This window comes from Corallococcus sp. AB030 (assembly GCF_003668965.1).
GTDB classification, from domain to species: Bacteria; Myxococcota; Myxococcia; order Myxococcales; family Myxococcaceae; genus Corallococcus; species Corallococcus exiguus.
This window is the reverse complement of record NZ_RAWQ01000085.1, coordinates 16,861-38,068: the sequence shown is the minus strand read 5'-3', so window position 1 is coordinate 38,068 and position 21,208 is coordinate 16,861. Positions and strand designations below refer to the sequence as shown.

19 protein-coding genes and 1 riboswitch are annotated in these 21,208 nt (G+C 69.5%); of the genes, 6 read left to right on the top strand and 13 right to left on the bottom strand.

The window, feature by feature from the left end:
• Nucleotides 1-183: 183 nt before the first annotated feature.
• A complete protein-coding gene (locus D7Y15_RS20850) occupies nucleotides 184-1,182 on the top strand; it encodes a YafY family protein (protein WP_121753699.1) in 999 nt (332 codons plus the stop codon).
• Here the strand turns inward: D7Y15_RS20850 and lpdA are convergent.
• The gene (gene lpdA, locus D7Y15_RS20845; RefSeq protein ID WP_120581104.1) at nucleotides 1,179-2,576 is read right to left on the bottom strand and encodes a dihydrolipoyl dehydrogenase; all 1,398 of its coding nucleotides are present in this window, start codon (nucleotides 2,574-2,576) and stop codon (nucleotides 1,179-1,181) included. The genes D7Y15_RS20850 and lpdA overlap by 4 nt on opposite strands.
• Before the next feature lie 81 nt (nucleotides 2,577-2,657).
• Here lpdA and D7Y15_RS20840 point away from each other — a divergent pair, with 81 nt between their 5' ends.
• Entirely contained in the window at nucleotides 2,658-3,809 is a 1,152-nt protein-coding gene (locus D7Y15_RS20840) for a hypothetical protein (RefSeq protein ID WP_233605035.1), read from the top strand.
• 59 nt (nucleotides 3,810-3,868) lie between these two features.
• On the opposite strand, the gene D7Y15_RS20835 is transcribed toward D7Y15_RS20840, so the two are convergent.
• The 10 genes from D7Y15_RS20835 to hisG all read right to left on the bottom strand — a co-directional run bounded on the left by D7Y15_RS20835 (nucleotide 3,869) and on the right by hisG (nucleotide 11,726).
• Complete coding sequence (locus D7Y15_RS20835) at nucleotides 3,869-4,312, bottom strand: DofB protein (protein ID WP_120562860.1); 444 nt, start codon at nucleotides 4,310-4,312, stop codon at nucleotides 3,869-3,871.
• Nucleotides 4,313-4,534: 222 nt separating this feature from the next.
• Nucleotides 4,535-5,152 (bottom strand): bifunctional phosphoribosyl-AMP cyclohydrolase/phosphoribosyl-ATP diphosphatase HisIE, encoded by a 618-nt coding sequence (hisIE, locus tag D7Y15_RS20830; protein WP_121753697.1) that lies wholly within the window; start codon nucleotides 5,150-5,152, stop codon nucleotides 4,535-4,537.
• Nucleotides 5,149-5,931, bottom strand: a complete 783-nt coding sequence (gene hisN / locus D7Y15_RS20825) for a histidinol-phosphatase (RefSeq protein ID WP_121753696.1) — start codon at nucleotides 5,929-5,931, stop codon at nucleotides 5,149-5,151. The genes hisIE and hisN overlap by 4 nt, the downstream gene beginning before the upstream one ends.
• Complete coding sequence (hisF, locus tag D7Y15_RS20820; protein WP_120581100.1) at nucleotides 5,928-6,689, bottom strand: imidazole glycerol phosphate synthase subunit HisF; 762 nt, start codon at nucleotides 6,687-6,689, stop codon at nucleotides 5,928-5,930. Before hisF ends, hisN begins: the two co-directional genes overlap by 4 nt.
• A complete protein-coding gene (locus D7Y15_RS20815) occupies nucleotides 6,689-7,234 on the bottom strand; it encodes an imidazoleglycerol-phosphate dehydratase (RefSeq protein WP_120581099.1) in 546 nt (181 codons plus the stop codon). The genes hisF and D7Y15_RS20815 overlap by 1 nt, the downstream gene beginning before the upstream one ends.
• Nucleotides 7,231-7,947 carry a HisA/HisF-related TIM barrel protein gene (locus D7Y15_RS20810; protein ID WP_121753695.1) on the bottom strand — a complete coding sequence of 239 codons (717 nt, stop codon included), beginning with the start codon at nucleotides 7,945-7,947 and terminating at the stop codon, nucleotides 7,231-7,233. The genes D7Y15_RS20815 and D7Y15_RS20810 overlap by 4 nt, the downstream gene beginning before the upstream one ends.
• A complete protein-coding gene (gene hisH / locus D7Y15_RS20805) occupies nucleotides 7,944-8,537 on the bottom strand; it encodes an imidazole glycerol phosphate synthase subunit HisH (RefSeq protein ID WP_121753694.1) in 594 nt (197 codons plus the stop codon). The genes D7Y15_RS20810 and hisH overlap by 4 nt, the downstream gene beginning before the upstream one ends.
• Nucleotides 8,537-9,574: a histidinol-phosphate transaminase gene (locus D7Y15_RS20800; protein ID WP_121753693.1), complete on the bottom strand. Its 1,038-nt coding sequence runs from the start codon at nucleotides 9,572-9,574 to the stop codon at nucleotides 8,537-8,539. The genes hisH and D7Y15_RS20800 overlap by 1 nt, the downstream gene beginning before the upstream one ends.
• On the bottom strand, nucleotides 9,571-10,872 hold the full coding sequence (hisD, locus tag D7Y15_RS20795; protein ID WP_121753692.1) for a histidinol dehydrogenase: 1,302 nt from the start codon (nucleotides 10,870-10,872) through the stop codon (nucleotides 9,571-9,573). The genes D7Y15_RS20800 and hisD overlap by 4 nt, the downstream gene beginning before the upstream one ends.
• Nucleotides 10,869-11,726 carry an ATP phosphoribosyltransferase gene (hisG, locus tag D7Y15_RS20790; RefSeq protein WP_121753691.1) on the bottom strand — a complete coding sequence of 286 codons (858 nt, stop codon included), beginning with the start codon at nucleotides 11,724-11,726 and terminating at the stop codon, nucleotides 10,869-10,871. Before hisG ends, hisD begins: the two co-directional genes overlap by 4 nt.
• A gap of 293 nt (nucleotides 11,727-12,019) precedes the next feature.
• On the opposite strand from hisG, the gene thiO reads away from it, so the two are divergent.
• The 3 genes from thiO (at nucleotide 12,020) to moaA (ending at nucleotide 15,612) form a co-directional block, all read left to right on the top strand.
• Nucleotides 12,020-13,135: a glycine oxidase ThiO gene (gene thiO, locus D7Y15_RS20785; RefSeq protein WP_121753690.1), complete on the top strand. Its 1,116-nt coding sequence runs from the start codon at nucleotides 12,020-12,022 to the stop codon at nucleotides 13,133-13,135.
• A 172-nt stretch (nucleotides 13,136-13,307) separates the two neighbouring features.
• Nucleotides 13,308-14,540: an HD-GYP domain-containing protein gene (locus D7Y15_RS20780; protein WP_120575788.1), complete on the top strand. Its 1,233-nt coding sequence runs from the start codon at nucleotides 13,308-13,310 to the stop codon at nucleotides 14,538-14,540.
• A 67-nt stretch (nucleotides 14,541-14,607) separates the two neighbouring features.
• Complete coding sequence (moaA, locus tag D7Y15_RS20775) at nucleotides 14,608-15,612, top strand: GTP 3',8-cyclase MoaA (RefSeq protein ID WP_121753700.1); 1,005 nt, start codon at nucleotides 14,608-14,610, stop codon at nucleotides 15,610-15,612.
• A gap of 3 nt (nucleotides 15,613-15,615) precedes the next feature.
• Here the strand turns inward: moaA and D7Y15_RS20770 are convergent, their stop codons facing one another.
• Both D7Y15_RS20770 and thiC read right to left on the bottom strand, forming a co-directional pair.
• Nucleotides 15,616-16,023 (bottom strand): DUF4870 domain-containing protein, encoded by a 408-nt coding sequence (locus D7Y15_RS20770; protein ID WP_120575787.1) that lies wholly within the window; start codon nucleotides 16,021-16,023, stop codon nucleotides 15,616-15,618.
• A 129-nt stretch (nucleotides 16,024-16,152) separates the two neighbouring features.
• Nucleotides 16,153-18,024 (bottom strand): phosphomethylpyrimidine synthase ThiC, encoded by a 1,872-nt coding sequence (gene thiC, locus D7Y15_RS20765; RefSeq protein WP_121753689.1) that lies wholly within the window; start codon nucleotides 18,022-18,024, stop codon nucleotides 16,153-16,155.
• Between the two features lie 44 nt (nucleotides 18,025-18,068).
• A riboswitch (TPP riboswitch) is annotated at nucleotides 18,069-18,181 on the bottom strand.
• Nucleotides 18,182-18,392: 211 nt separating this feature from the next.
• Between thiC and D7Y15_RS20760 the strand changes: the two genes are divergently transcribed.
• A complete protein-coding gene (locus D7Y15_RS20760; protein WP_121753688.1) occupies nucleotides 18,393-20,375 on the top strand; it encodes an amidohydrolase in 1,983 nt (660 codons plus the stop codon).
• Nucleotides 20,376-21,208 lie beyond the last annotated feature (833 nt).

Sequence of the window (21,208 nt, the reverse complement as noted above, 5' to 3'; positions counted from 1 at the left end):
CCCCAACATCGTCGCGATTCCCCGGCCCGCGCCCCGCGTCGCTCCAGCGACCAGGGCCACCTGTCCTTCGAGTGGCTTCATGTCAGTGCTCCCCTTTCAAGCGCCACCATGCATCCCCAATCCTGACAACCCCTGTCATGATTCCCGGCCCAGGCTGCACCTCTCCCAACGCCCAGAGGGCCCATGCGCGCGGATCGCCTCGTCCACTTGTTGATGCGCCTCCAGTCCCGGCCCCGCAGCACCGTGGGCGAGCTGGCACGCGAGCTCCAGGTCTCCAGCCGCACCGTGCACCGGGACCTGGACGCCCTCTCCACCGCGGGCGTCCCCGTCTACGCCACCCGCGGCGCCACGGGCGGCGTGGCGCTGATGGAGGGCTGGCGCACCCAGCTCACCGGCCTCACCCGCCCGGAGCTCCAGGCCCTGGCCACGGTGGGCGCTCCTGGAGCCCTGGACGACCTGGGCCTGTCCGGGCCGCTGCGCACGGGACTGGTGAAGCTGGCCGCGGCCCTCCCCACCCTCCAGCAGCCCGCGCTGGAGCACGCGCGCCAGCGGCTGCACGTGGACGCCTCCGGCTGGTTCACCGGCCGCGAGCCCCTGCCGCACCTGGGCAAGCTGCGCGACGCCGCCTGGCAGGACCGCCGCGTGTCGCTGAGCTACCAGGACTTCGAAGGCGCCCACTCCCGCCGGACGGTGGACCCGTACGGGCTCGTGATCAAAGCGGACCGCTGGTACCTCGTCGCGGGCACGGACAAGGGCCCGCGCGTCTTCCGGGGCGGACGCATTGGCGACGTGCGGCTGCGCCCGCAGGGCTTCACCCGCCCGCAGGGCTTCGACCTGCCTGTGTTCTGGAAGGACTGGTGCGCGAAGTTCGCCACCGAGCGCCCCCGCTACGACGTCACGCTCTCCTGCACGCAGGAGGGGGAAGCAGCGCTGCGGAGGATGCGTCCCCCGGCCGACGGTGAGCGCATCGACAAGGCGCCCGCGGCACGCGGTGGGAAGCGGAAGGTGACGCTGGATTTCGAGCGGGAGTCCATCGCGGTCTCCCAGCTGTGCGAAATCGGGGCGGGCGTGGAGGTGCTCGCCCCGGAACCGCTGCGCCAACGGCTGGCCGCGCTGGCGGCCTCACTGCTGGCGCTCTACGGCGGGCCCGGCCGGAAGGGGCCGGGCCGCCGTCCCCGCTAGAAGTGCAGCGGGTGACCCAGCGTGGCCTCGGCGCCCTCGTGCATGATCTCGGAGAGCGTCGGGTGCGCGTGGATGGTGTGGGCCAGCTCCTCGGTGGTGATCTCCAGCTTCATCGCGACGCAGGCCTCGGCGAGCAGCTCCGTGGCGTGCGGCCCGATGATGTGGATGCCCAGCACCTCGTCGTACTTCTTGTCGGAGACGATCTTGATGAGGCCGACCGACTCGTTGGAGATGGCCGACTTGGTCACGGCGGCGAAGGGGGCGTTGCCCACCTTCACGTCGTAGCCGCGCTCCTTGGCCTTCTTCTCCGTGAGGCCCACGGACGCGACCTCCGGGTAGCAGTACGTGGCGGACGGCGTGAGGTCGTAGTTGATGGGCGCGGGGTTCTTCCCGGCGATGTGCTCCACCACCATCACGCACTCGGCGCTGGCCATGTGCGCCAGCATCGGCGTGGGGATGACGTCGCCAATGGCGTAGACGTTGGGCTCGCTGGTGCGGCACAGCGTGTCGACCTTGATGAAGCCGCGGTCCACCTGGACGGCCGTCTTGTTGAGGCCCACGTCCTCCGTGACGGGCGAGCGGCCCACCGCGGACAGGAGGATTTCGGCCTCCAGCGTCTTCGTCTCGCTGCCCACGGACATGGTGACGCGCACGCCGTCGGCGGTGTGCTCCACCTTCTCCACCTTCGCGCCCGTGTGAACGTCGATCTTGCGCTTCTTGAAGACCTTCTCCAGTTCCTTGGAGATGTCCGCGTCCTCGATGGGGAGCAGCGCGGGCATGTACTCCACGATGGCCGTCTGGCTGCCCACGTGGTTGAACACGGAGGCGAACTCGCAGCCCACCGCGCCGGCGCCCAGGACGATGATGCTCTTGGGGATGCGGTCGATGGTCAGGATGGAGTCACTGTTCATCACCCGCTTGTGGTCCACCGCCACGTTGGGCAGGGACTTGGGCACGGAGCCCGTGGCGATGATGATGTTCTTGGTCTCCAGGGTCTGCTTGGAGCCGTCCTCCGCCGTGACCTCCACCTTGCCCTTGCCGGCAATGCGGCCGTGGCCCTTCACCACGGTGATCTTGTTCTTCTTCATCAGGAAGTCGATGCCGTTGGCACCCTTCGTGACGACCTTGTCCTTGTGCTTCTGGGCGTTGGCCCAGTTGACGGTCGGGTTCGCCACATCGATGCCGAAGTCGGACGACTCCTTGATGTGGTGGAAGAGCGACGCCGTCCACAGCAGCGACTTGGTGGGGATGCAGCCGCGGTGCAGACACGTGCCACCCAGGCGCTTGTCCTTTTCGATGATGGCCGTCTTCAGCCCGAGCTGGGCCGCGCGGATGGCGCCCACATAGCCGCCAGGACCCGAGCCGATGATCACCACGTCGAAAGTCTCAGCCACACACGCCTCCGGTCATTTTTGCGGATGGAACTCGCGGGCGCTGATAACCCCCGGTCCCGGTCGGAATCAAGGAGTTTGCTCGTGCGTCGCTTCCCGCTCCACACGCTTCTCTTGATGCTAGTAGCGCTGCTGGCGTTCGCGCGCCTCTATTACGTGTCGCATCAAGCCCCGCCCGCTCCGGCCCCCGGGAAGGCGCCGGGCACGAAGCAGCCGGTGAAGATCACCCCGCCCGACCTGGGCCCCGCCGCGTGCCGGGGCCTGGACGCCGTCCTGGGGGACCTCCTCCAGCAGAGCGACGGGGGCACCGGAGGGGACGCGGGCACGGCCTGGAGCGACGCGCACCGGCAGCTGGGCGACTGCCCCACCCCTCCCGCCGCCGCCTGCGCCCGGGGCCCTGCCCTGGCCTCCCGAGCGCCGCTGACGACGAAGGACGGCCTGCCCCGTGAGCTGCTCGCCACCCTCTGCGAGCGATGTGCGCCCGCTGACAATCCCTGCGGCCAGGCGGTGACGCAGGCGTTGCGGGAGGCCGCGCGCCGGGGGAACCCGCCCCTCCAGGAGGCAAGCTGGAGCCTGGAGCACGCGGGGCCCGCCCTGGGCGCGGCCTGCCAGGAGCTCGCGCGCCAGGCCGTGGGCCCCGCGGCCATGACGGGGGCGGAGGTGGAACCGCAGCTGCTGGCGCTCACGGAGGCCCTGGCGCCCACGTGTGTGAAGACGGGGCAGTTGCCCCCGGCGCTCCTGAACGCTGCGGCGGTGCAGCAGGCCCGGCGGGCGCCCATGCTGGCGACGCTGAACACGGCGGGCACGGTGGAGACGAAGCCCATCGAGCCGGATCAGCCGACGGGGCCTGGGGATGCGTTCCGCGCGTTCGACCGGGACGAGCTGTCCGGAGTGAAGCTGCCCATGAAGCTGCCCATGGCGGACGCGGGCACGGGGGCTGACGGCGCGCTGCGGCTGGGGTACGCCCCGTCGCTGAAGTACGTGGCGTCCTTCCAGGTGCGGGCCACGGGGCCGGGCTCCCTGCGGGCACACGTCCGCGCGCCGGACGGCGTGGGGCACGCGGAGCCGGGGGGGAAGGGCTTCTTCGTGGATCCCACCGTCTGCCGCTTCCACGGCACGGGCAGGTGGGAGATCTGCAAGCCCGGGGTCCCCCTGCTCGACGTGGACGCGGTGAGCGTCCTTCCGGAGCGGCCGGGGGTGGAGCTGAAGGAGCTGGAGATCATCGGCGCCCGGTAGGCACGGGCGCCATCACGCACGCGGCGTCGGAGGGGCTCCGACGTCGCCCGCGTGGTGCGTCAGGCGATGAGGCCGCGGTCGCGCGCCTGACGGAAGATGGAGGACGCGTCCTTCTTCAGCGCGGTGGACACGTCCTTGACGATGGCGTCCGCCGACTTGGCGACCGACAGGTAGTTGTCGAACGTGCGCGTGAGGATGAGCACGCCCGAGATGATGACTCGCTGCAGGTTGTGCTGCAGGTCCGTGCCCTCGTAGACGAGCCAGGACTGCTCACAGTAGCGGCGGCCCTCGGCGACCATCTGGTTCAGGTGCGCGCGCTCGGTCGCGTCGGGAACCTTCGCCTTGGGGCTGATGGACGCGATGTAGAGCACGTTCTGCCCCAGTCGCTGCGTCGCGTCCTCCATCTGCGCCATGATGGCCTGGACGTCGTCCTTCGTCGGCGGGTTGTGCCAGCGCGAGAAGAGGACGCGGTCGATGAGTTCGGATTGGTACGTGGCAGACACGAAGCCTCCGGGATGCGAACGCTGATGACGACGGGGCCGCTTCGTCGGGCACGGCCCGTGTCGCAGGCCGGAATCTGTACCAGGATCACAGAGGCGGTTGAAGAGTAGCGGACACACGCATGCACCTTTGGGGCGCCTGTGTGCCAGTCACGCTGTGAGGATGCAGTGCAGCTGGACAACTCCGCCTGGGTCGCAACCGACACGCCGGGGTATCCAGGGAGTTCAGGGCCGTTTCGGACGCGCGCGGGCGGCGAGGACGGCCTTCACGTCGTCCAGCGTGACGCCCAGGGCACGCACCGCGACGAGCGCGTGGAAGAGCACGTCGGCGGCCTCTTCCGCGGCCCGGTGCGTGTCCGCGTCCGCGCAGGCGGTGACGAGCTCCGCGGCCTCTTCCCCCACTTTCTTCAGGCGCAGGTTCCGGTCCTCCAGCAGGCGCCGCGTGTAGCTGGGCTTCGCGCCTTCGGGCTGGGGACCGGCCGCGCGAGCGGAGAGCGTCGCGTCCAGGTGCGCGAGCGCGTCCCAGCGGCCCTCGCCGAAGCAGGTCTCCTCGCCGGTGTGGCAGGCGGGGCCGGCCTTGCGCACGCGAGCGAGCACCGCGTCTCCGTCGCAGTCCGCGGTGAGGGAGACGACCTTCTGGGTGTTCCCGCTGGTGGCGCCCTTGTGCCAGAGGCCGCGCGTGCGGGAGCGGTAGTGCATCTCGCCCGTTGCGAGCGTGCGCTCCAGCGCCTCGCGGTCGGCGTGCGCCACCATCAGCACGTCGCCGGTGCTCGCGTCCTGCGTCACCACCGTCACCAGCCCCTGGCCCTTGTCGAAGTTCAACCGGGAGAGCTCCAACGTCATGGCTGGACTCCCGAGCGCAGCACCTCGCGCACGCGCTTCGACAGCGCCGCGTTGGTGGCGATGCCGTCACCGCCGAACGCCGTGCGCGTGCCCTTCCAGTCGGTGAAGACGCCGCCGGCCTCCTCGATGATGGGCTGCAGGGCCGCCGCGTCCCAGGGCGACAGGCCTTCGTCCACCATGACCTCCGCGCGGCCGGTGGCGACGAGGAGGTAGCCGTAGCAGTCGCCCCATGTGCGGGAGAGGGACGCCTGCCGGGACAGCTCCTTCCAGGCCGCGCCCTTCGCGGGGTTCTGGAGGAAGCGCTCATCGGTGACGAGCACCACGGCCTGCGCCAGCGAGTCCTGCTCCGACACGTGCGCCGCGGATCCGTTCCAGAAGCAGCCCAGGCCCGGGGACGCGACGACCAGCTCGTTCACGGCCGGGAAGTAGGCCGCGCCCGCGAGGATGGTCTCCCCTTCGGCTACCGCGACCAGCGTGCCCCACAGCGGCACGCCCCGGATGAACGTCTTCGTGCCGTCGATGGGATCCAATATCCACCGGCGCTTCGCGCCCGGCCGGGACTCGCCGAACTCCTCGCCCAGGATGCCGTCCTCGGGGAAGCGCGCCTCCAACCATTCGCGGGCGGTCCACTCGGCGGTGCGGTCCGCCACCGTGACGGGCGTGCCGTCGCTCTTGGTGTCCACGGCGATGCCGCGCCGGAAGAAGTCCAGCGCCACGTCACCGGCCTTGCGCGCCACGTCGGCGGCGGCCTCCATCAAATCTCGCGGGTCCGCGTTCATGTCGTGCTCCGGATGGCGATGCCGTTGTCGTTCAACAGGGACTTCAAGGCGCCCACCGTGGTGAGGCCGTCGTGAAGGATACCGGCGACGAGCGCCGCGTCCGCGGCGCCCAGGGTCAGGGCATCGCGCACGTGCTCCGCGCGGCCCGCGCCTCCGGAGGCGATGACGGGCACGTCCACGGCCTCCGCCACCGCGCGGGTCAGGTCCAGGTCATAGCCCGTGCGCGCCCCGTCCCGGTCGATGCTGGTGAGCAGCACCTCGCCCGCGCCGCGCCGGACGCACTCCTTCGCCCAGGCCACGGCGTCCAGGTCCGTGGGCCGCCGGCCGCCGTGTGTATAGACGCGGTAGCGGTCTCCCTCGCGCTTCGCGTCGATGCTGGCCACCACGCACTGGGCGCCGAAGCGCTCCGCGCAGCCGGTGAGCAGCTCCGGCGTGGCCACGGCCGCGGAGTTGATGCTCACCTTGTCCGCGCCGGCCCTCAGCGCGCGGCCCACGTCGTCCACGGTGCGCACGCCTCCGCCCACCGTGAGCGGGATGAAGAGGCGCTCCGCGGTGCGCTGGACCAGGTCCCACAGCGTCTGGCGCTCCTCTGTGCTCGCGGAGATGTCCAGGAAGGTCACCTCGTCCGCGCCGGCCTCCTCATAGCGTTGGGCCAACTCCACGGGGTCGCCCACATCGCGCAGTCCTTCGAACTGGACGCCCTTCACCACGCGGCCGCCCTTCACGTCCAGGCAGACGATGATCCGTCGACGGAGCATCACTTCACCTCCAGGGAGACACTGCCCTTCATGCTGAAGACGACGCCGGAGTCCACCATCGCGTCGCGCAGCGCGAGCCCCAGCGCCTTGAAGGCCGCCTCGGTGAGGTGGTGGCTGTCCTTGCCGCGAAGCACGCGCAGGTGGAGCGTGATGCGCGAGTGCTCGCAGAAGGAGCGCATCCAGTGCTCGTACAGCCGGTTCTTCAACGGGCCCCGGTAGAAGAAGCGCCCGCCCGCGTCCAGGCACGCCTGCACCAGGGCGTCATCCATGGGCAGGGTGCGCTCGCCGTAGCGCGCGGCGGTGGCGGGGATGACGCGCTGGACGGCGGTGCCCAGGGTGATGGCCACGTCCTCCATCAGGTGGTGGCGCAGGTCGCCGCGAGCGCGCAGGGTCAGGTCCAGCCCCGCGTAGCGCGCGAACGTGGCGAGCATGTGGTCGAAGAACTTGAGGCCCGTGTCCACCCGGGCCACGCCGGTTCCGCGAGCCAGCTCCACCGTGACCTGGGTCTCCTTCGTTTCGCGAACGACCGTGGTGACCGTGCTCATTGCGTGAACTCCCGCGCGACCGCGCGCGCATCCAACCGACCTGTGTAAAGCGCCATGCCCACCACCGCTCCGTATGCGCCCACCTTCGCCAGCGAGCGCAGGTCCCCCAGCGTCGTCACCCCACCGGAGGCGTAGAGCCGGTGCCGGCTCGAACGGGCCACCTCCTCCATCAAGGGCAGGTCCACGCCACCCAGCTGCCCCTCCTTGTGCACCGCCGTGACGAGCATCCCGCCCAGCGACAGAGGCTCCAGCGCGGACAGCACGTCGCGGATGTCGCGAGCGCTGCCAGACGTCCAGCCGCGCGTCACGACCTCGCGGCCCTTCACGTCCGCGGCGACCACCACGCGGCCGGGGAAGCGCTCCGAGACCTCCGTGAGCCAGGCCAGGTCCTCGATGGCGCGGGTCCCCACGACGACCGAGGACGCCCCGCCCGCGAGCACCGCCTCCACGCGCGAGGCCTCACGCACACCGCCGCCCACCGTGAACGTGAGGCCCGGGGCATGCGACACCAGACGAGCCACCGCATCCGCGTTGGAGCCCTTGCCCAGCGCCGCGTCCAGGTCCACGACGTGGAACGTGCGGAAGCCCAGCGCGAGCCACTGCTTCAAGGCATCCAGCGGATCATCCACGCGCACGCGCTCCGCATCGTAGGAGCCCCCCACGAGCTGCACGCACGCCCCTTCCCGCAGGTCGATGGCCGGGATGGCGATCATGAGGACACCTCCTGGAGAAACGCCTGCACGAAGCGCACGCCCGCGTGAGAGGACTTCTCCGGGTGGAACTGCACGCCCAGCACGTTCCCGCGCCGCACGGAGGCGGGGAACCGGTCGCCCTCGTGCGTTGTCCAGCCCACCACTTCGCGAGACTCCACGGCACGGCAGACAAAGCTGTGCGCGTAGTACACGGTGGACAACCGCGCGGACTGGAGCGCCCGGTCCTCCTCCACGTCGTTCCAGCCAATCTGCGGAACATGCCGCGCGGCCAGCCGCGTCACCCGACCCGGGAAGTAGCCGAGTCCCTGCCCTGCCCCCTCGTCGCTCTCGTCGAAGAGCAGCTGCATGCCCAGGCAGATGCCCAGGCACGGCAGACCGGCGTCCAGCGCCTTGCGCATCGCCTCGCGTCCCGGAGCGAGCCTCGCCGCCGCCGAACCGAACGCTCCTACTCCCGGGAGCACCAGGACGTCGGTATCAAGTGCGCGCAACGGATCCTCCTGCACGCGCACGTCCGCGCCGGGCGTGGTGGCCAGCGCCTTGATCAGCGAGTGCAGGTTGCCGGCGCCATAGTCGAACAGGGTCACCCGCATCACAGCACCTCCTTCAGGGCCTTCAGCGCCGAAGCCACCATCGGCCAGGGACCGCAGCCGATGCGCAGCGCATCCCCCACGCCCGTGAGCCCTTCGAACACCCGCACGTTCACGTTGCGCTCCCGCAGCGCCTCGCCCACCCGCCGCGCCTCCGGCATGGGGACGAGGAGGAAGTTCCCTTCCGAAGGGAGCGGTTCCAACCCCAGCGCCTTCAAGGCGCCGCGCAGCCGCTCGCGGTTCTCCACCGCCTCCGCCGCGCAGGCCTCCATCCACGGGACGTCATCCGTGAGCGCGGCGACAGCCACGGCCTCTCCCAGCGCCGTGTGCTTGTAGGGCCCACGGGCCTTCTCCACCTCCGCCACCAGCGACGGTGCTCCAACGCCCCACCCCACCCGCAGGCCCGCGAGTCCGAACGCCTTGGACATCGTGCGCGTCACCAGCACGTTGGGCCGCGTCCGAGCCAGGTCGAGGAAGTCCCCGCCCCGTGTGAACTCCACATAGGCCTGATCAATGAGCACCACACCCGGAGCCGAATCCACCAGCCGCTCCACCGCCGCGCGCGAGGCCACCGTGCCAGTGGGGTTGTTGGGCGTGCACACGTAGATGAGCTTCGCCCCCGTGGCGAGCAGGCCGTTCACGTCCAGATCATGATCCGCGCGCAGCGGCACGGGCACCGGCTTGAGCGCGCTCAACCGGGCGTACATGGGCACCATCACGAACGTGGGATCCGGAAAGGCCACTGCGTCCCCGGGCTCCAGGAAGGCCCGCAGCGCGCAGTCGATGACGTCGTCCGAACCGCAGCCCGTCGTCACGTTCTCCACCGAGACACCCGCGTACGTGGCCACGGCGCGCTTCAGGTCCGGCGCATACCCGGCGGGATAGCGGGCCAGCCGAAGGAAGCCCTCCTCCCGCAGCACGCGATCCGCGGACGGCGGTGCGCCGAAGAGGTTGGTGTTGTCACTCAGGTCCACCCGGCACGGCTTCTTCGCCGGGGAGTACAGAGGGATGTCCCGATACGTCTCGCGAAATGGAATCACGGCACCCTCCAGGCCCGAGCCGCGGCCGCGTGGGCGAAGAGGCCCTCGCTGTCCGCCAGAATCCCCACGTCGTCCGCCATCGCCGCCGCCGCTTCCGGCGTCACGCGTTGCCACGTGGTCCACCGGTAGAAGTCCAGCACGCTCAGTCCCGAGTACGCCCGAGCCAGTCCCGCCGTGGGCAGCACGTGGTTCGCACCGGTGAGGTAGTCACCGAAGGCCACCGACGCGCGCTGTCCCACGAACACCGTGCCCGCGTTGCGAACCCGCGCCAGGTCCTCCGTGGGCGTCGCCGTCGCGAGCAGCAGGTGCTCCGGAGCGAACTCCGCGACGAAGGGCCACGCCTCCTCCAGCGAGTCGATGCGCAGCACCGCGCCCCTGCTCCCCAGCGCCGACAGGACGATGTCACCGCGCCGGGCGACGCGGGCCTGCTGCTCCACCGCGTCCCGCACCGCCTGCGCCAGCGGAGCGCCCACCACCAGCGCCACGCAGCAGGCCTCGGGGTCGTGCTCCGTCTGGGCCAACAACTCACGCGCCACCGCGTCCGGACGGGCGCTCGAGTCGGCGACCACCAGGATTTCGCTCGGGCCCGCGGGCGCGTCGATGGCGACGGCGTCCACCACCTGGAGCTTCGCGGCCGCCACGTACGCGTTGCCCGGCCCAACGATGCGGTCCACGCGGGGAACGCTCTGGGTTCCGTAGGCCAGCGCGGCCACCGCGCCCGCACCTCCCAATGCGAACACCCGATCCGCGCCCGCGAGCGCCGCCGCCGCGAGCACTCCCGCACTTGGAAGGCCGTCCGGCCCCGGCGGAGAGCAGACGATGATCTCGCCCACGCCCGCGACCTTCGCGGGGACCACCCCCATGAGCACGCTGCTGGGGTACACCGCCCGGCCACCGGGGGCGTACACACCGACGCGGCGCAGCGGATCCGGCCGGCGCCCCACGATGACCCCGGGCTCCGTCTCCACCTCGATGGCCTGGGGCCTCTGCGCCGCATGCGCCCGGGCGATGTTGCGCGCCGCGCGGGTCAACGCCTCGCGCACGTCGGAGGGAATCGACTCCAACGCCGCGTTCCACCGTTCACGCGGAACCTCCAGGGCCGCCAACTCCACGCGGTCGAACTCCCGAGCGAAGTCGAAGAGGGCCCGATCGCCTTCCGTGCGAACGCGGGCAATCAGCGCCTGGACGCGTGAGGCCACCAGCGCATCCGACGCTCCCGTGCGCGCCAGCAACCTCCGCCGCGCGTCGGGCTCCAGCGAGGACAAGGCCCCCTGGTACTTGAGGATGGAGGCGCTCATGCCATCAACCTCTCGATGCGCGTGACGAGGATGCCCTGCCCGCCCAGCGCCTTCAGCGCATTCACCGTGCGGTAGAGGTTCCGCGACGAGACCACCGCGTGCACCGCGACGAAGTGGCCCCCGTTCATCACGTCCACCACCGTGGGGCCGTTGAGGCCGGGCAGCACCTCGCGCACCTGCTCCAGGGACGTCTTCGGGACGTTGGCCATCAGGTAGCGCCGCCCGCGCGCCGCCAGCACCGACCCCAGCCCCTGCGTCAGTTCCTCCAGCGCGCGCCGCGCCTCCGAGCCGTTGCGCGGACACGCCACCAGCCGGGCGCTCGACTCCAGCACGGTGGCCACTTCCTTCAGGCCGTTCATCTTCAACGTGGACCCCGTGGACGTGAGGTCCACCACGATGTCCGCGATGCCCAGGTGCGGAGCGATCTCCGCCGCGCCGCTCACCGGCACCACCGTCACCTTCTGCCCTCGCTGCTGGAAGAAGGCCTGCGTCAGCCGGGGGAAGCAGGAGGCCACCCGCATCCCCTCCTTCACGTCCTCCACGCGGGAGATGCCGCTCTCGTCGCGCGCGGCCACCACCAGCCGGCAGCGGCCGAACTCCAGGTCCATCAGCGGCTCCAGCTCGCGCCCGGCCTCGTTCACCAGGTCCCAGCCGGTGACGCCCGCCTGCGCGGCGCCGTCCGCGACGAACTCCGGGATGTCCTGGGCTCGGACGAAGATGGCTTCGAACTCGCCGCCCAGGGACGCGGTGAGGGCCCGCTCGCCGCGGGCGCGCACCTCCAGGCCCGCGTCGTTGAACAGCTCGCGCACTTCCTCGGACAGACGTCCTTTGTTGGGCAGGGCAATCTTCAACATGGGTGGGCTCGGGGGACTGCGGTGGCGGAAACGAAAAAAGGCCCGTCCTGGGGGGACGGGCCTTCGATCACTGCGGCATCTGCCGGAAGCGGGTGCGTTCTAGTGCGTCACCCAGGCATGCGCGCGGCGAACGGTCCCGTCGTGGGCCGGCCGATGATGCGCATGGTGATGATGCAGGGACGTGGAACGCACGGCCCTAGGGTTAACGACCGGAGGCCTCAGCGTCAAGTCGCCCCGGGTCATGGACTGTCTTGACGCTTGCAAACCCGTGCTCGCTTGAGCACAAGCGGCGCATGGCAACCTCCGACGTCCTCGTGGTGGGCGGTGGTGTGATGGGCTGTGGCATCGCGCTCAAACTCCGTCAGGCCGGTGCGCGCGTGACGGTGCTGGAGCGCTCCATCCCCGGCGCCGAAGCCTCCAGCGCCGCCGGCGGCATCCTCGCGCCCCAGTGGGAGTCCGAAGGACCGGGCCCCTTCTTCGAGCTGTGCCTGCGAAGCCGCGCCCTCTACGGAAGCTTCGCCGCCGAGCTGCGCGAACTCTCCGGCGTGGACATCGCGTACCGGCCGTGCGGCCTGCTTCGCGTCGCGTTCGACGAAGCGGACCTGCATCACGTGGAGTCCACCGTGGGCTGGCAGCACGGCATGGGGCTGCGCGCCGAGCTGCTCGACGGCAAGGTCGCGCGCGAGCTGGAGCCGCGCCTGTCCACCGCCGCCGTGGGCGCCGCGCACTTCCCGGATGATCACCAGGTCGACAACCGGCTCCTCGTGCGCGCGCTCACCATGGCCGCCGCGCGCGTGGGCGCGGTGTTCAAGAGCGGCTACGTGCGCGGCGTGGTGCACGAGCACGGCCGCGCGGTGGGCGTGGACCTGGACGGCGAGGTGCTCCGCGCGGACGCCGTGGTGCTGGCGGCGGGCTCGTGGTCGTCCCTGGTCCAGGGTGCGGGCGTGTCGGCCCAGGCGGTGCGCCCGGCGCGCGGACAGATGGTGCAGTTGCAGACGCGGCTGCCCCTGCTGGAGCGGGTGGTGACGTCCGCGAAGGGCTACCTGGTGCCGCGCGCGGACGGGCGGATCATCGCCGGGAGCACCATGGAGCACGTGGGCTTCGACAAGCAGGTGACCGCGGCGGGGCTGGCGCGCATCCTCGACATGGCGCTGCAGCTGTGCCCGGACCTGGCCAGCGCGCCCATCACGGAGACCTGGGCCGGCTTCCGCCCCTGGACCCAGGACGCGCTGCCGTACATTGGAGAAGGCCCCTCGCCCGGCCTGTTCCTCGCCACCGGCCACTTCCGCAACGGCATCCTGCTCGCCCCCATCACCGCGAAGCTCGTCGCCCAGGCCGTGCTGGGAGAGAAGCCCTCGGTGGACCTCACCCCCTTCCGTTACGACCGGGGGACGGTGGCGCGCGGTTGACGCGGCGTGCCTGCCCGCCCTACTCCGGAAGACGGGGAATGCCTCAAGGACCGGAGACGTTCAGTTCGGAACCAGGGCTCGCACCCCACCCTGGATGGCAGGGAGGCGAGGGGGTGATGATTTCTCGCACTCGTTCGCCTTTAATCCCTGGAAACCTCTAGAATCTTCGGCCGTGGAAGCCATCCCCCCCGCACCCCCCAGAATCCTGATCGTCGACGACGATGATTCCGTCCGCGACGTCATCTCCGTGCTCCTCCGTGAGGAGGGCTACAACTGCGTCGTGGCCAATGGCGCCGAGATGGCGCTCGACGTCGCAGGCGAAGAAGAGACGCCGCTCGTCATCAGCGACATGAAGATGCCGGGGCGCGACGGGTTGTGGCTGCTGGAGAACCTGCGCGAGCGGCTGCCGGACACGTCCGTCATCATGCTCACCGGCTACGGCGACACCGAGTCCGCCGTGGATTGTCTACGCCGGGGCGCGGTGGACTACCTGCTCAAGCCACCCAAGCTCACGGACCTCATCCGCGCCATCGAACGCGCGCTCGCCAAGCGCCGCATCGAGATGGCGCGCAAGCGCTACCAGAAGAAGCTCGAGGGCAAGGTGCGCGACCGCACCGCCGAGCTGCGCAGCGCGCTGCACAACATCGCGAACACGTACCAGAACACGCTGCTGGCATTGGTGGCGGCCCTGGACGCGCGCGAGCACGAGACGAGCGACCACTCCCAGCGCGTGGTCAGCTACACCTCCGCCATCGCCACCCGCATGGGCATCCACGGCAAGGAGATGGAGGAGATCGGCCGCGGCGCGCTCTTGCACGACATCGGGAAGATCGGCGTGCCGGACGCGGTGCTGCTCAAGCCCGGCAAGCTCACCCCCGACGAGTGGTTGGAGATGCGGCGTCATCCGGAGATCGGCTTCCAGATGATCCAGAACATCCCCTTCCTCTCCACGCCGGCGGACATCGTCCTGTCGCACCAGGAGCGCTTCGACGGCGCGGGCTACCCCCGCAACCTCCAGCGCAATGAGATCCACATCGGCGCGCGCATCTTCGCGGTGGCGGACACGCTGGACGCGATGACGAGCGACCGGCCGTACCGCAAGGGCACGACGTTCGCGAACGCCATCCAGGAGATCAAGCGCTGCGCCAACACGCAGTTCGACCCGGACGTCGTGAAGGCGTTCCTGGACATCGGCGAGGAGGGCCTCATCCGCATCAAGAAGGAGATGGCGGAGAAGAAGCTCAACCCGATGCAGGCCGCCGCGGACGCCGCCGAGTCCGAGGCCGAGCTGGCGCGGCTCACCGACCTGGACGACGAGCCCGACTCCCCGCCGGTGGGCAGCACCGCCACGCCCATTGGCGCGCCGCCCGCCGTCATCCGTTCAGCCTCAGGGACCGAAGGCTGAAGCGGACCGCGGGAAGCGGTGCCTTTCCGCGCGGGGGTTGCTATCCATGAAGGCGGAAGGCCCCGCGATGACCGCCCCCCTGCCCGCTTCCAATCCGCTCGCCCCCCCGCTGTGTGACGCGCAGGGGCGGCGCATGACGTACCTGCGGCTGAGCGTCACGGACCGCTGCAACTTCCGCTGCACCTACTGCTCGCCCGCGTCGTGGGGCGGGAAGAAGGACCTGCTCGACGCGGGAGAGTTCGAGCGCATCGTCTCCGTGTTCGCGCGCATGGGCATCCGCCGCGTGCGCCTGACAGGGGGCGAGCCGCTCGCCCGGCCGGACATCCTCGACATCGCGAAGCGCATCGCCGCGGTGCCCGGCGTGGAGCACCTGGCCATCACCACCAACGCGAGCCGCCTGGAGTCGCTGGCCGGGCCGCTGCGCGACGCGGGCGTCACCCAGCTCAACCTGAGCCTGGACACGCTGTCCGCGGAGGTGTTCCGGCGCATCTCCAAGCAGGGCGACTTCGAGGCGGTGCTGCGCGGCATCGACGCGGCGGCGGGCTCGGGCTACCAGTCGTTGAAGCTCAACGTCGTGGTGATGCGCGGCATCAACGACGCGGAGGTGCCGGAGCTGGTGACGTACGCGCACGCGCGCGGCATCACCCCGCGCTTCATCGAATTGATGCCCTTTGGTCAGGGCACACCGGTGCCCACGGCGGAGCTGCTGGAGCGCATGGCGGCTTCAGGCCGCGTCCTCACCGAGGAGCCCCCGGAGAGCGCCGCATCACCCACGTCCGGGCCGGCGCGCTACTGGAGCACGGACAGCGGGCGCGTGGGGTTCATCTCCCCGCTGACGCAGAACTTCTGCGGCGGCTGCAACCGGGTGCGGGTGGCGTCCAACGGCGACCTGCGCAGCTGTCTGGGCGGCCGGGCGCAGGCGCCGCTGCATCAGCTCATCCGGGGCGGCGCGACGGACGAGGAGCTGGCCGTGGCCGTGCGCCGCGCGCTGGGTGAGAAGCCGGAGGGGCACCGCTTCACGGAAGCCGGAAACGGCGCCACGCTCCTGCCCATGATGGGCATTGGCGGCTGAGGGCTACTTCACCAGCCGGATGTTCACGGGGTAGCGGTACAGCTCGCCGTCGTTGGCCTTCAGGCCGGCGATGACGCTGAACACCAGCGACGCCAGGAAGACGATGGCGCCCGTGACGACGCCCAGGCCCAGCGCGCACACCAGGATGCCGGAGATGGCCATGCCGATGGTCGTGGTGATCTGGAAGTTGAGCGACTCCACCGCGTGCGCGCGGATGAAGGACGACTCCTTGCCCTTGGCCAGCATCAGGAACAGCGGCACCGCCCAGCCCAGGAAGCCCGCGCCCACGATGAGGCCGGCGATGGAGCCCAGATGGGCCAACATCCCCATCGTCTTCTCATCCTGGGTCGCCGTCGGCGAGCCGGTGATGAACGTGCCGAACTGCTGATCCTCGCGCTGACCTGGCTCCATGAGACGCCCTCCCAAACTGAGTGGGGCGCGACGGGTGCGCCCGGATGAGCGCACCATGACATGCCGTGTCGGTGCCTGTCATCCAGCGGACAGGGGCCGAGCCTGCGGGCCCCCGCCCACCGGCGGCCTTCAGCGGTACAGCTCGTGGCCCGCCTTCTTGAATTCCTCGCTCTTGTCCTTCAGCCCCTGCTCCAGGGCCTGGGTCTCGTTGACGCCGACCTTGTCCGCGTAGTCGCGCACGTCCTGGGTGATCTTCATGGAGCAGAAGTGCGGGCCGCACATGGAGCAGAAGTGCGCGACCTTGGCGCCTTCGGCGGGGAGCGTCTCGTCGTGGAAGGCGCGGGCGCGCTCGGGGTCCAGGGACAGGTTGAACTGATCCTCCCAGCGGAACTCGAAGCGCGCCTTGGACAGGGCGTTGTCGCGAGCCTGCGCGCCCGGGTGGCCCTTGGCCAGGTCCGCGGCGTGGGCGGCGATCTTGTACGTGATGACGCCCTCCTTCACGTCGTCACGGTCGGGCAGGCCCAGGTGCTCCTTGGGCGTCACGTAGCAGAGCATCGCCGTGCCGAACCAACCGATCATCGCCGCGCCAATGCCGCTGGTGAAGTGATCGTAACCGGGCGCGATGTCCGTGGTGAGGGGCCCCAGCGTGTAGAACGGCGCCTCGTGGCACACGGCGAGCTGCTTCGTCATGTTCTCCTGGATGAGGTGCATGGGGACGTGGCCGGGGCCTTCGATCATCACCTGCACGTCGTGCTTCCAGGCCACCTTGGTCAGCTCGCCCAGCGTCTCCAGCTCGCCGAACTGCGCGGCGTCGTTGGCGTCCGCGATGGAGCCGGGGCGCAGGCCGTCACCCAGGCTGAAGCTGACGTCGTACGCCTTCATGATCTCGCAGATCTCCTCGAAGTGCGTGTAGAGGAAGTTCTCCTGGTGGTGGGCCAGGCACCACTTGGCGAGGATGGAGCCGCCGCGGCTGACGATGCCGGTGAGGCGCTTCGCGGTGAGCGGCACGTACTGGAGGCGCACGCCTGCGTGGATGGTGAAGTAGTCCACGCCCTGCTCGGCCTGTTCGATGAGCGTGTCGCGGAAGATGGCCCAGGTGAGCTCCTCGGCCTTGCCGTTCACCTTCTCCAGCGCCTGGTAGATGGGCACGGTGCCGATGGGCACGGGCGCGTTGCGGAGGATCCACTCGCGCGTCTCGTGGATGTTGCGGCCGGTGGACAGGTCCATGACGGTGTCCGCGCCCCAGCGGATGGACCAGACCATCTTCTCCACCTCCTCCTCGATGGAGGACGTGACGGCGGAGTTGCCGATGTTGGCGTTGATCTTCACCAGGAAGTTGCGGCCAATGATCATCGGCTCCAGTTCCGGGTGGTTGATGTTCGCGGGGATGATGGCGCGGCCCCGGGCGATCTCATCGCGCACGAACTCCGGCGTAATCACGCGCGGAATCGAGGCGCCCCAGGAGTGGCCGGGGTGCTGGGCAGCGAGTGAAGCGTCGAGCTTCTGGTTCTCGCGCACGGCGACGTATTCCATCTCCGGCGTGATGATGCCCTTGCGGGCGTAGTGCATCTGGCTGACGTTGGCGCCGGCCTTGGCGACGCGGGGCTTGCGGATGTGGCTGAAGCGCAGGCCGTTGAGGCGCGGGTCGGTTTCGCGGGCGCGGCCGTATTCCGACGTGATGCCGTCCAGTTCGTCCGTGTCGCTGCGGGCGCGGATCCAGTTCTCACGGACGGCAGGAAGGCCCCGGCGCAGGTCGATGTCGGCGGAAGGGTCGGTGTAGGGGCCGCTGGAGTCGTAGACGTGGACGGGGGGGTTGGCGGTCTCCGGGCCGGCGTGGCCGTGGTGACGCGTGGGTGTCTGGGCGATTTCGCGCAGGGGGACGCGGAGGTCGGGGTGCAGGGACCCGGGCACGTAGACCTTGCGCGAGGCGGGAAGCGGGCCACGGCTGATCCCCTCCAGCACCTTCCCATCGACCTTCAGGCTCTTGGACGCTCCACTCATCGGACGGCTCCTCGTGAGAACGGACGGAGACGGAACGGGAGCATGGCGCGCCCACACCGCTTCCCTCCGCCGGTGCTAACCGGTTCAGGTTCAAAGGGATCGGACGCGGACACGCGTCCATCTCAGCCCCCTTCCGGAGGCGCCCCTAGCGACTGCGGAGCGGTGTAGCGCAGGGGGAAGCCCGCTTCAACCCGTGTGGAGGTGAGCCTGGGCCCAGTGGACGCACGGTGGCCCTACGGGGAGGGCTCATCAAAGACTCGCATTGACACGTCAAACACAAACCTGACGCGTCAAGAAAATCACGAATTACAACTTTAACGACAAAGTGGGACTTCGTAGACTGCGGGCTCCCTTCAACAGGAGTTCACATGCAAAAACACTCCCTCGCGATGCTTGGAGCATTCGCGATGCTGACGTCGTGCGCGACGAACCGCCCCGTCCTCCCCGGGCCCGAGGTCGACGACACGACCCTCTTCGTCGGCAAGATCATCACGCTGGATGACAACGGGACGATTGCCGAAGCCGTCACAGTGGACGGCAAGGGCCGCATCTTGAAGGTCGGGACCGAGAAGGACCTGAGCGCGGGGCTTGGCGTGGGCTCCAAGCGCGTCGAGCTGGAGGCGGGACAGGTCCTCCTGCCCGGGTTCATCGATCCCCACCTGCACATCTTGCCGACGCTCATCCAGAGCGTGCTGGGCACCCACAACCTGGCGCCCTGCCTTCCGCCTCCCTACAACCTGTCCACGCCCGAGGAGTGCAAGAAGCACGAGGACCTGCTCAGCGCGCTGAGTTCCATGACCCTCGAGCCCACCACTCCGGAGACGGCCAAGATGTTCGTCCTCGGGATGAACCTGGATCCGTCGCGGCAGCAATTCATCGCCGGCAAGTGTGGCGTGAAGTCGACCATCAACTTCATGCAGCAGCCGAAGCTCTACCTCGATGCGTGTGTGAGCAAGGACCGGCCGGTCCTCATCCTCGACCAGTCGGGCCACCTCGCCTATGTGAACGAGAAGGCGTTCGAGGTCGTCTGCAAGGGACAGAAACCCTGCACCCCTCCGGGTTCGGTGGCGGACGGCGGAGGGCGGTGGGTCGTCGGCAGCGATGGCCAGTACACCGGGTTGCTAGAGGAGGCCGCCGCCTTCGCGCCTTTCCTGGGGGCGACACAGCAGGGAATGCTGATGGAAGCGAGCATCCCTAAGGGCAGCCTCCAGGACCTCCAGAAGGCCATCCAGGCCCTGCGTGAAGCCGGGCTCACGACCATCGCGGATGGCGGGCTGTCCAGCCGGTCGCAGGTCGAGCTGATCAAGCTCCTCGCCATGAACCCGACCTTCCCGCTGCGGGTCACGGGCGTCGTGACCTACGACGCCGCGGGGCCAGTCATGAACCCGGACGGGACCGTCGCCAAGCCGGCACTCAAGCCAACCGGGCCCTCGTGCACCCCGAGCCCGACCAATGACTGCGCGCTGCCCAAGTGGCTGGGCGCCGGTGCCATCAAGCTCTGGGTGGACGGTTCGACGCAGGGCTGCACCGCGCTGCTCGGAAAGCCGTATGCCTACAGCTCGAACGGACACTGTCCGGACGCGAAGGAGGGTCAGGGCGACTTCAAGAGCGCGAAGGAGCTCGCGGACGCCATGCGCCCGCTCTGGCCTGATTCGGCCTGGCGGTTCCAGCTGCATGCCAATGGCAATCAGGCGAACCAGTGGGCCGTCGACGCGTTCTCCCAGCTCCAGTTGGAGCAGGCCAACACGCACCGGATGCTGCTCATCCACAACACCGTGGGCCAGGAGTCCGTCTCCCAGGCGATTGGGGAGCTGCGCAAGGGCACCCATGTCTCCGGGCAGCAGAAGGTGCCGGCGATGGACCTGCGGGTGACGCACCTCATCGGCCACGTGGCGTACTGGGGTGATGCCCTGGCGCAGATGCTCCAGAAGAATGGAGCGCACAAGGACATCGACATCGACCCGGTGGACTTCAACCGCCGCAATGGCATCCCATACTCCTTCCACAGCGACTCCATGGTGACGCCGGCGCGGCCGCTCTGGTTCGTCGAGCAGGCGGTCACGCGGCGCACGTGGGCCTATCCGGACTTCCAGAAGACCTATGTGCTCGGGCCCCAGCATGCGACGACCGTCGAGGAGGCCCTGCGCGCGGTCACCATCGAGCCGGCGCGCCAGCATGAGATTGACAGCTGGGTGGGCAGCATCGAGCCGGGCAAGGTGGCGGACTTCGTCGTCCTGGGCGCCAACCCGCTCGACCGTGACGCCTCCAAGGGCGGGGACCCGACGACCCTCAGCCAGATTCCGGTCGTCCGGACGTACCTGGGCGGCAAGGATCCCGCGAGCAGGAACTGAGTGAGTCCCTCAGCGCGTCGTCCGAATCGCGGGCGACGCGCTGTTTATCGGGTGACGCTCGAAGACTGCACGGAATCCGTCCGAATCCTCCGGGAACTTTCTGGATCGGGGCTTGTCCAAACGAATCGTGAGGATTGGACCAGCAATCGGGCATGGGCGTGCCAGACGGGAATGGAGCCATGGAGTGCGACTGAGACTCTGGCGCGCGCTGGCGACTCTCGTGATCGGCACTGCGTCAGGCTGCCGTGACCGGCAGTCTCCCTCCTGTCTCCGGCTCGCCGATGTATGCGCCGAGTTGTGTGCAGGGAAGCCGGAGCCGAAGTTGCCCGCTCACTGTCCGCATCCCGTCTGCCTCTGCAATCCTGATGCAGGTCTGTGAACGCCACACCCACGCAAACGGCGCCTGTGCCCCAACCAGCGCTGAGTTTCGTCACGTGCTGTCATTAAAGCCGCATGACCCGATGCCACCTGAGAACGGGTTGCCAGGGCACGCCGCAACGCCATCCCGGCCCATTCGAGCTCTTCCTGCGACAGGTCCATGCCCAGCAACTCGTGGCCCTGGTCGTGCTCGATGACAATGCCCCGACCCCGGGAGACGTTAGGATGGGCGTGCCCTTTGCCTTCGGGAGTCCGGTGAAACGTTCAAGCTGGGTGGCGCTCTGCGGCGGTGTGGTGCTGGGTTCGGTGCTCACCTGGGGCGTTCTTCATGCCCTCGAACGCGTCTACTGGGGGAGCCCTGTCCCGGTACGGCTGCGCTCCGACCGCGACCTGACCTGGCTCGTTTCCCAACCCCATGGCCACTGCTCGGGCGATCCCGCGGGGCGGCTCAACGC